The organism is Kitasatospora sp. NPDC059088 (assembly GCF_042738155.1).
Lineage (GTDB): Bacteria > Actinomycetota > Actinomycetes > Streptomycetales > Streptomycetaceae > Kitasatospora.
Genome location: NZ_JBHYGR010000241.1, coordinates 1 through 1,800, shown reverse-complemented (window position 1 = coordinate 1,800; position 1,800 = coordinate 1). Strand labels below are relative to the sequence as shown.

2 protein-coding genes are annotated in these 1,800 nt (G+C 78.3%); both read left to right on the top strand.

Annotation, left to right across the window (positions count from 1 at the left end):
* Nucleotides 1-233: 233 nt before the first annotated feature.
* A complete protein-coding gene (locus tag ACFWXO_RS44475; RefSeq protein WP_380532756.1) occupies nt 234-968 on the top strand; it encodes a 2OG-Fe(II) oxygenase in 735 nt (244 codons plus the stop codon).
* 12 nt (nt 969-980) lie between these two features.
* Nucleotides 981-1,523, top strand: a complete 543-nt coding sequence (locus ACFWXO_RS44470) for a hypothetical protein (protein ID WP_380532753.1) — start codon at nt 981-983, stop codon at nt 1,521-1,523.
* The last annotated feature ends 277 nt before the right edge of the window (nt 1,524-1,800 follow it).

Sequence of the window (1,800 nt, the reverse complement as noted above, 5' to 3'; positions counted from 1 at the left end):
CTCCAGTCACTCCCCACACCCACACACCACCCCCCCGCCCCCCACCCCCGCCCCCCGCCCCCCCCCACCCCCCCCCCCCCCGCGGGGCGCCCCCCCCCGGGGGGGGGGGGGCCCCCCCCCCCCCCCCCACGCCCCGCCACCACCTGCGACCGCGCCGCCACCCGCGGCCGTGCCGACACCTCCCGGTCCGAAAGCCGCCAGCAGCGGGCAACGCCGCACCGCAGACTGGGCCCGTGAGCACCCGAACCACCACCGCCTCCCCCGCACCCGTACGGCAGCGCGTCGACTCGGCCGACTGGCCCGCCCTCGCCGAGGAGCTCGACGCCCACGGCTGCGCCCTCACCCCCCAGCTCCTCACCCCCGCGGAATGCCGGGAACTGGCCGCCCGCTACGACCGCGACGACCTGTTCCGCAGCACCGTCGACATGGCCCGCCACCGCTTCGGCTCCGGCCGGTACCGCTACTTCACCCACCAGCCGCCGCCACCCGTCGACGCCCTGCGCCGGGCCCTCTACCCGCACCTGCTCACCGTCGCCCGCGACTGGGCGGCGAAGCTCGGCCGCCCCGCGCCCTGGCCCGACTCCCTCGACGAGTGGCTGGAGCAGTGCCACGCGGCCGGCCAGGCCAAGTCCTCGCAGATCCTGCTCCGCTACGGGGCCGGCGACTGGAACGCGCTGCACCGCGACCTCTTCGGCGACCTCGTCTTCCCGCTCCAGGTGGTCATCGGCCTCGACCGGCACGGCACCGACTACACCGGCGGCGAGTTCCTCCTGGTCGAACAGCGCCCCCGCGCACAGTCCCGCGGCACCAGCACCGTCCTCCCCCAGGGCCACGGGCTGGTGTTCACCACCCGCGACCGGCCCGTGCGCTCCGCCCGGGGCCACTCCGCCGCCCCCGTCCGGCACGGCGTGAGCACCGTACGCTCGGGGCGGCGCCACGCCCTCGGGCTCGTCTTCCACGACGCCTGAGCCGGGGACGCCGTGCCCACCCCCGTGCCCGCCCCGGAACCCGCCGACCGGCCGCTGCCCGTGCCCGCCCGGCACACCGAGGTCGAACTCGCCGCCCTGCTGCACCTGTTGACCACGAGCCGCCCCCGGGTGCACACCGTCGCCGTCGGCCACAGCCGCGACGAAGCCTCCCGCGCGACGGCCCTGGCCTTCACCGAGGCCTGGCAGGCCCGCGGCGGCACCGTCCTCACCGTCACCGACTGGCCCGAACACGCCGCCTCCTGGCTGCGCCCGGCCCGGCGCCTCACCGCCCAGGAGCCCGACGCCTGGGTGATCGCCGCCGCGCCCCTCGGCTGGGCCCGACTGGCCCGGCGGCTCCGGCACAGCACCGCCTGGACGGCCGAACGGACCTTCGGCTCCGCCGCCCTCGCCGAGCCGCACATGATCGCCCTCGCGGGCCCCGACACCCTGCACGGCCTGCGCGGCGCCACCGCGGACGGCGGCACCTGGGAGGTCCGCGACGGGTGGCTCACCACTGCCCGCCCCCGGAGCCGTCCGGGGCCGTTCGGGTCCTGACGGTCCGTTCCCGGGGCGAATCGCGTCCGGACGCTCGCCAACGAAGTGTCCCGATGCGCAGGCTGGTTCCCGACCGCGTCCACGCGGACGCGGCGTGAGCGGAAGGACCCCGGACGCCCATGACGAACCTGACGAACCTGGCGAACGCGACGAACAAGACGGGCAGGACCAGCACGCGCGGCCGCATCGCCGCCCTGCTGGGCGCCGTCGCGGGGGGGGGGCGCGCCCCGCAGGGCGGGGCCGCGCGTGGGCGCGCGCGCGCGGCCCCCCCCCCGCC